Below are 7984 nucleotides of genomic sequence, written 5' to 3' on the forward strand. Positions count from 1 at the left end.
AGCCGATGCTGGCCGCCACCCTCGACCGGCTGCGCGAAGGCGTGCTGCTGTGCCGGGCCGACGGCAGCCGTCTCTACACCAACCCCGCCGCCGAGACCCTGTTCCGGGCGCATCCGCTGTGGAGCCCTGGGCTGGGACTGGCGCTGCAGGACATGTTGCCGCCCGAGGCGCTGCAGAAGGCCGACGCGGGCGGGACCTGGAACGACTACGTGCCCTTCGGCGAGGGCCGCATGCTGGCCGCGCGGCTGTCGCTGTGCAGCGAGGGCGGCAGCCACTACCTGCTGCTGCTGCAGGACCCGGGCCTGGTCCGCGACGACCAGGACCTGCTGCGTCGCCACGCCGAGCTCAACGTGCGCCTGACCGCAGCCCAGGAGAAGCTGCTTCAGGCCGAGAAGATGGCCTCGATCGGCCAGCTCGCCGCCGGCGTGGCCCACGAGATCAACAACCCGATCGGCTACGTGCATTCCAACCTCGGCAGCCTGCAGGAGTACCTGAGCAGCCTGTTCGCCCTGATCGACGCCTACGAGCGCGCGCTGCGCTCGCCGGACCCGCGCGCCCAGCTGGCGGAGATCGACCAGACCCGCGAGCGCCTCGACATCGACTTCATCAGCCGCGACCTGCCGCAGCTGATGACGGAGTCGCGCGAGGGCATCGAGCGGGTCACGCGCATCGTCCGCGACCTCAAGGATTTCTCGCGTTCCGACCGCGACAACTCCTGGAAGCTCGCGGACCTGCATGCCGGCATCGATTCGACGATCAACATCGTCTGGAACGAGCTGCGCTACAAGGCCACGCTGGAAAAGCGCTACGGCGAGCTGCCGCTGGTCGAATGCCTGCAATCCGAGCTCAACCAGGTGTTCATGAACCTGCTGCTCAACGCCGGCCAGGCGATTGCCGAGCGCGGCGTGATCACGGTGAGCACCGGCCAGCAGGGCGAGGAGGTCTGGGCGGAGGTGGCCGACACCGGCGCGGGCATCCCCGAAGAGATGCTGCAGCGCATCTTCGATCCGTTCTTCACCACCAAGCCGGTGGGCACCGGCACCGGGCTGGGGCTGTCGATCTCCTACGGCATCGCCGCCAAGCACCACGGCAGGATCGAGGTCGAGAGCAAGCCGGGCGAGGGGTCCCGCTTCAGGGTGGTGCTGCCGATCCGCCAGCCGCAGGATTGAGCGCGGCGTCGCGGTTGCGCTGGCTGCCGTAGGTGGCGAAGGCCTGGCGGATGTGCTCGCGCAGTTCGCGGTCGTCCCAGGGCTTGGTCAGGAAGCGGTATATCGCGCCGCGGTTGATCGCGTCGGTGACCGTGGCCAGGTCGGTATAGCCGGACAGCACCAGGCGGATGGTGTCGGGGTAGAGCATCTTCACCCGGCCGAGGAACTCGGTGCCGTCCATCTCCGACATGCGCTGGTCGGACAGGATCACCTGCACGTCGTTGGTGGCGAGCAGGCCGAACGCGTCGCGGACGTTGCCGGCGGCGAGGATGCGGTAGCCGTCGCGCCGGAACAGCCGCACCAGCGAGCGCAGCACGTTCTCCTCGTCGTCCACCAGCAGCAGGGTGCGGTCCGGCGTCGCGGCCGCGAACAGCTCCGGGCGCAGGTAGCGTCGCCGCAGCACCTGGCCGGCGGCATCGGCGTTCATCGGCTCGCCGAACAGGTAGCCCTGGAACTCGTCGCAGTCGCTGCGGCGCAGGAACCCCAGTTGCGCCTCGGTCTCCACGCCGTTGGCGATTACCTTCATGCCCAGCTGGTGGCCCATGGCGATGATGGCGCGGACGATGGCGGTCTCGCGGCTGCCGGCCGGGGCGCTGTTGATGAAACTGCGGTCGATCTTGAGGCGGTCGGCCGGGTAGCGCACCAGCGCGCTGAGGCTCGAGTCGCCGGTGCCGAAGTTGTCCAGGCTCAGGCCGACGCCCTCGTGGCGTAGCGTCTTGATCGCCTCGTGCACGGCGTTGACGTCGTAGGTGAGGGCGCTTTCGTTGACCTCGAGCACGATGGTCGACGGCGGCAGGCCGGCGTTGCCGATTCTCGTCAGCAGCCGGTTGACGAACTCCGGGTCGAGCAGCTGCAGGGTTGAGACGTTGGCGCCGATGAAGAAGTCGTCGAAGCCCTGCTCGCGCCAGACGCGGGCCTGCTCGACCACGCGCTCAAGCACCCAGTGGCCGATCTGCACGATCACCCCCAGGCGCTCGGCGGTGGGCATGAAGCGCTCCGGCAGCAGCAGCCCGAGGTCGGGGGACTGCCAGCGCAGCAGCGCTTCCATCCCCACCACGCGGCCGTCGCGCGCGCTCACCTTGGGCTGGTAGCGCATGCGCAGCTCGCCGTTGGGCGCGGCATCGACGATCTGGCGGGCGATGACGGTCTCGTTGTGGAGCTTTTCCCCCGCCTGCACCGCATAGAGCTGGATCGGGTCGCTGTCGTGGTGCGAGGCCTGCCGCACCGCCGTCTCCGCCTGCTGCAGCAGCAACGACGCCTCCGCGGCCTGCAACGGACACAGGCTCATGCCGATCCTGGCGTTGAGGAAAAGCGTGTAGGGCAGCACCGAGAGCGGCAGCTCGACTTCGCGCAGCAGGGTCTCGGCCAGTTCGCGCGGCGGCGCCGAACCGGCCGGGTAGGGCACCGCTGCCACGAACTCGTCGCTGCCGTGGCGCCACACCCGGCCGTGTCCGCCGACGCGCGCGGCCAGGCGCCCGGCCAGCAGCCGCAGCGCCTCGTCGCCGACGTCCACGCCCATGTTCTGGTTGATCGAGGCGAAGTGCTCGATGTCGATGTGCAGCACCATCAGCGAGGCGCCGCCGCCCACCGCCTGGCCGACCATGGCGACCAGCTCCGGGTGCCCGGCGCCCAGGCGCGAGACCGCCTCGGCACCGGCGCCGGCCTCCTCGGCGGGACGCATCCTAGCGACCATCGCCGTCGGCGGCTTCGCCGCAGTCGGGCGGGGGCGCGTAGGGCAGCCGCGCGCAGATGCGGGTGCCCGCGCAGGCCGACGATTCGATCCGCAGGCTGCCGCCGACCGTCTGTGCGCGTTCGCGCATGATCACCAGGCCCAGTCCGTTCGCGCTCGACTGCTCGAAGCCGTTTCCGTCGTCGCGCACCTCCAGGCTGAGGGCGTCGTCGCGGTCGCACAGGGCCACCATCGCCGACCGCGCCCGGGAATGGCGCCGGACGTTGGTCAGCGCCTCCTGGGCGATGCGAAAGCAGGCCTGCTCCACCTCGCGCGAGGGGCGCCGCGGCAGCGGCTCGATCCGCAGTTCCACCTCGACCCCGCCCTTGCGGAACAGCTGCAGCGCATGTCCTCGAAGCGCCGCCTCCAGGCCGAGCGCATCCAGTTGCGGCGGGCGCAGCAGGGTTGAAATGTCGCGCAGCTTGTCCAGGGTCGCATCGGCCAGTTCGATGATGCCGGTCAGGTCCTCGCGACGGCGCGCGGGGTCGGCTTCCTCCAGCGCCGCGCTCGCCGACAGCTTGACGGCGGTGATCGACTGGCCGATGTCGTCGTGCAGTTCGCGGGAGATCGCGCGGCGCTCCTCCTCCTGCAGCGAGAACAGGCGGCCGGCCAACGCCTGCAGTTCGCGGTTGCCCAGGGCGAGCGCATCGCGCATCCGTTCGGGTTCGCTCAGGTCGCGGACGATCAGCAGCTTGCATGCCTGGCCGGCGTAGCGGGCGTCGCAGGCCGAGAGCGCGGCGTTGAACAGGCTGCCGTCGCCGCGGCGCATGCGCGGCGCCGGTGCAGGGGTCCCGGCGGCGCGCGGGTCGAGCAGGGCGCCCAGGCGCGGCAGGCCGCCGTCCTCGACCAGGGCGGCCAGAGACTCGCCGGCCAGGGCGTCGGCGCGGTAGCCGAACTGCGCGGCGCAGGCCGGGTTCGCATAGATCACGCGGCCGTCGGCGATCAGCATGACCCCGTCTGGCAGGATCCGCATGAGTTCGCCGAACTGCTGCTCGCGTTCCTGCAGCTGGCGTCGGGCCTGTTCCATTCCGGTCACCACGCGAATCGTACCGGAACCGGTGGCGTCTGGCGCCGGGGCGATGAACGGGGCGCCTCAACTTCCGCGCGACGCCGCCGTTAACGGGAGAATCGAACGCCCGTCACAGCTGTCGACGGCGTCTCGCGCGCCCGCCGCTCCCTGCAGCGGGCTCCAGGTTGCGGCAACGAAGGTAGAATCGATGGACTCCGGCGCGATCACCAGCCTGCTGCGGCATCCGCTTCCGAGCGCGATGCTGGTGCTCGACGCCGATGGCGCCGTGCTGCTCGCCAATTCTCCGGCGCGGGCGCTCGGCCTCGACCAGAGCGCCAGCCGCTACGCGCCGCTGCTGGCGGATCTGCGCCAGCGGCTGCGCGAGGGCGAGACGGCGGTGCCGTGCTCGCTGCCGGGCCCGGCAGGCCGCCTGGACGGCTGGATGCGCGCGGTGGCCGACGACGCCGGCGAAGCGGTCGCCTACACCCTCAGCGTGCCCGAGCCGGACGGCGCCAGCCGCTGGCAGGCGGCGCTCGACAGTGCCGGCCACGGGCTGTGGGACTGGGACGTGGCCGGCAACCGCACCTTCCGCTCGCGCTCGTGGCGGGCGATGCTGGGCTACGAGGCCGGCACCGGCGGGGACGTGCTCGACGAGGGGCTGGACGCCGCCCTGGCCCTGGTCCACCCCGACGATGCCGGCCGGGTGCGCGAGCGCCTGGCCGACCACCTCGAAGGGCGCACGCCCACCTACGTCTGCGAGCACCGCCTGCGCCACCGCGACGGCGGCTGGCGCTGGGTGCGCGACAGCGGCCGGGTGATCGCCAGCGACGCCAACGGCCGCCCGCTGCGCATGGTCGGCACCCATACCGAGATCGGCACCCAGAAGCAGCTCGAGCAGCGGCTGCGCGACCAGCAGCAGCTGCTCGAGGAGACCCAGCGCATCGCCGGGATGTCGAGCTGGGCCTGGGACCCGGCCAACGACCTGGTGTGGTGCTCGCCGGAGCTGCGCAGCCTGGTGGGCCTGGCCGACGAGGCAGCCGGCAGCCGTGCCTGGGTCCGGCGCATCGGCCGACGCTCTGCCGGCGAGCTGCGCAAGGCCTGGCGCAGGATCCGCCAGGAGGGCCAGCTGGCCCGTTTCGAGGTGGAGCTGCCGTCGGACGCGGAGCCGGACGGGCTGCACCTGCTGGTATGGGCGCAGCCGCAGCTCGATGCCGAGGGCAACCTGCAGCGGGTCCTGGCCCAGGTGCAGGACGTCACCGGCCAGCGCCGCATCGATGCGCTGATCCGCAGCCGTACCGAGCTGCTGGCGCGGGTGTCGGCGCTGGGCGGGATCGGCGGCGCCGAGATCGATCCGGCGACCCGGCGCATGCAGTGGACCGAGGAGTGCGCGCGGCTGCACGGCATGGCCCCGGGCCCGGTGCTGCTGGACGAGGTGCTGGCGCTGTATACCACGCAGTCGCGCGAAGCCTTCGAGGCGGCGCTGGTGCGGGCCGCCGACGGCGGCGCCCCGGACCGCGTGGAAGGCTGCTTCTACCGCGGCAACGGTGAGCGCGTCTGGGTGCAGGTGGTGGTGGAGCTGGACCGCGACGAACGCGGTCCGGCGCGCCATATCGTGCTGTTTCGCGACATCACCCGCGAACGCGAGACCAGCGCGCGGATCGAGATGCTCTCGCACTACGACCCGCTCACGGGTTTGCCCAATCGCGGGCTGCTGCGGCGGCAGGCCGAGGAGGCGCTGGCCGCCGACGCCGGCGAATCGCGGCTGGCGCTGCTGCTGGTGGACATGGACGGGTTCCGGAGCATCAACGAGAGCTTCGGCCACGGCGCCGGCGACGCGGTGCTCAAGGCGTCGGCGGCGCGCATGCACCAGTGCCTGGGGGCCGCCGACCTGCTCGGCCGCCTCGGCGCCGACGAGTTCGTGGTGCTGCTGCGCGAGGCGAGCGACCGCGCCGCGGTGGCGGAAGCCGCAGATCGGCTGATCTGCGCGCTCGGCGAGCCGCTCCACGTCGGCACCGAGACGCTCAAGGTCGGCGCCAGCATCGGCATCGCGGTGCGCGAGAGCCCCGGCGACGGCTTCGACGACCTGCTGCGCGCCGCCGGAGTGGCGCTGAGCGCCGCGCGCCACGACGGCCGCGGCAACCATGCCTTCTATACCCGCGAGGCGCTGCAGCAGGCCAGGCGCCGGCTGAAGATCCAGCATGCGCTGCGTGGCGCGGTGGACCGCGACGAGTTCTCGGTGGTCTACCAGCCGCTGGTGCACGTGGACAGCGGCATCGCGCCCGGGATCGAGGCGCTGTTGCGCTGGCATCGCCCGGCAGGCGGCCACTGCGGCCCCGCCGAGTTCATCCCGATCGCCGAGGATTGCGGGGAGATCGTGCGCCTTGGGGACTGGGTGATCGCCGAAGCCTGCCGTCAGGCGGCCGCCTGGGACGAGGCCGGGCTGCGCTTCGGGCGGATGTCGGTGAACGTGTCGGCGGTGCAGCTGCGCGATCGCGGTTTCGCCGAGCGCGTGATCGCCCGCTGTCGGCAGGCCGGCTGGCCTGCGCACCGGCTGGAACTGGAACTCACCGAGTCGGCGCTGGTGCGCGACACGGAGTTGCTGCGCGACTGTTTCGACACCCTGCAGAGCCATGGGGTGAGTCTGGCGGTGGACGATTTCGGCACCGGGTTCTCCAACCTGCACTATCTCAACCGTTTCCCGGTCAGCCGGCTGAAGATCGACCGCAGTCTGATCCTGGACATCCAGCGCAGCGCCGAATCCGGCGATCTCACGCGCGCGATCATCCAGCTCGGCCAGGCGATGCGCATGCAGGTGGTGGTGGAGGGCGTGGAGACGGCGATCGAGGAGCAGCTGCTGCGCGAGCACGGTTGCGACGAGATCCAGGGGTATCTCTACACGCGGCCGCTGCCGCCGCGGGAAATGGCGCAGTGGCTGCGCTCCGGCGTGCCGCTGCGCGCCCCCGGACTGACGGCCGACCCGCAGCCGGCGCCGCTCGTCGTCTGCTGAGCGCGGCGGGCAGTTCCATCCGCTGCGGGGATCCATCGCCGTCGCGCGCCAGGCAGTTCCATCCGTTGCCAGGATCCATCACCGTCGCCACGGGGCTGCGTCAATGAATCGCCGTGTCTGGCAGACAAGAGCGCCTTCGGTTGACTGCGCGGGGCGTGAGCCGCGCCGGGGGTGTTGCTTCGCCCTTCGGTCCGGCCATCCATGGCCGGACTCAGGGCCGCTGCACATCCATGTGCAGCTCTCCGCAAAACCCCCGGCGTGACTCCCGCTTGAACGTTGGTCGGCTTCGGAGGGATGGGCTGCCGGAGATTCGAAAACGAATGACCAGTGCGGCGGCCGGGCCGGGGAAATGTGGAGAGCAGGCCATGGGTGAGCGCCAGGCCGCTTGCGCGGCACTGCCGCGCGGCCTTTGCGAACGCCCGGCGCGCTGCGCCGGACCGGGCCGCGCAGCAGCGCGGGCCTGCGACGGCGAGCCGGGCCGTGGAGGGCCGACCGAGCTGCGGGGTACTCCCTGGGGCGCCGCTGGCTCCGAAGCCCGCGAACCAACCCTGCTGTTCGAGCCGGGAAACGAAGAGCAGCTTCGGTCCCAGGGCTCTATGCAACCCCGCTGGAAGGGGCGCCGGGACTGGCGTCGGCCCTTGCCGACGCCGCCCGAATCCCACGACCTTCAACCGCCATCATCTGGCGTTCGACGACCGGCGCGCTCGGCGTTCGGTGGAACCTCAATCGCCCGATGCGAGACCAGGCGACGGGACGGGACATAGCGCCAGGTCCCAGTCGACGCACGCCTGGAGCGGAGCGGGCCGCACCGCTGCCGCATCGGTGGACAGGGCCGCGAGCTCGTCGTGGCCGCGCATCTCGAGGCGCCGCAGCGCCGCGCGTCGCGTCCCGGACCGGCGCGCGGCCGCATCCGCTTCGCGTGCCGGCGGGTCCGGTGGCTCCGGTGGCTCCGGGCGCGTGCCGGGCCCGCCCAGCGAACCGTCGGCGCTCATGGCGCGCGGCCGGGAGGCGTGGCGCGCGACCCGCCGGAA

At 71.8% G+C, this 7984-nt stretch carries 4 protein-coding genes and 1 pseudogene; 2 read left to right on the forward strand and 3 right to left on the reverse strand.

The genetic code is table 11. The features are described from left to right. Positions 1-5 precede the first annotated feature (5 nt). The gene (locus H0E84_RS16210; protein WP_180679798.1) at positions 6-1169 is read left to right on the forward strand and encodes an ATP-binding protein; all 1164 of its coding nucleotides are present in this window, start codon (positions 6-8) and stop codon (positions 1167-1169) included. On the opposite strand, the gene H0E84_RS16215 is transcribed toward H0E84_RS16210, so the two are convergent. Both H0E84_RS16215 and H0E84_RS16220 read right to left on the reverse strand, forming a co-directional pair. After that, complete coding sequence (locus H0E84_RS16215) at positions 1132-2889, reverse strand: EAL domain-containing protein (RefSeq protein ID WP_180679687.1); 1758 nt, start codon at positions 2887-2889, stop codon at positions 1132-1134. The genes H0E84_RS16210 and H0E84_RS16215 overlap by 38 nt on opposite strands. 1 nt (position 2890) lies before the next feature. Then, positions 2891-3988, reverse strand: a pseudogene (locus H0E84_RS16220) (PAS domain-containing sensor histidine kinase); the annotation flags it as partial. A 166-nt stretch (positions 3989-4154) separates the two neighbouring features. On the opposite strand from H0E84_RS16220, the gene H0E84_RS16225 reads away from it, so the two are divergent. Continuing rightward, positions 4155-6953: a bifunctional diguanylate cyclase/phosphodiesterase gene (locus H0E84_RS16225; RefSeq protein ID WP_180679689.1), complete on the forward strand. Its 2799-nt coding sequence runs from the start codon at positions 4155-4157 to the stop codon at positions 6951-6953. A 722-nt stretch (positions 6954-7675) separates the two neighbouring features. On the opposite strand, the gene H0E84_RS20250 is transcribed toward H0E84_RS16225, so the two are convergent. Next, positions 7676-7984 (reverse strand): hypothetical protein (locus H0E84_RS20250; RefSeq protein ID WP_219339789.1); only part of this gene is annotated, 309 nt, incomplete at its 5' end.

It is taken from the genome of Luteimonas salinisoli, from assembly GCF_013425525.1.
In the GTDB taxonomy this organism is placed as follows: Bacteria; Pseudomonadota; Gammaproteobacteria; order Xanthomonadales; family Xanthomonadaceae; genus Luteimonas; species Luteimonas salinisoli.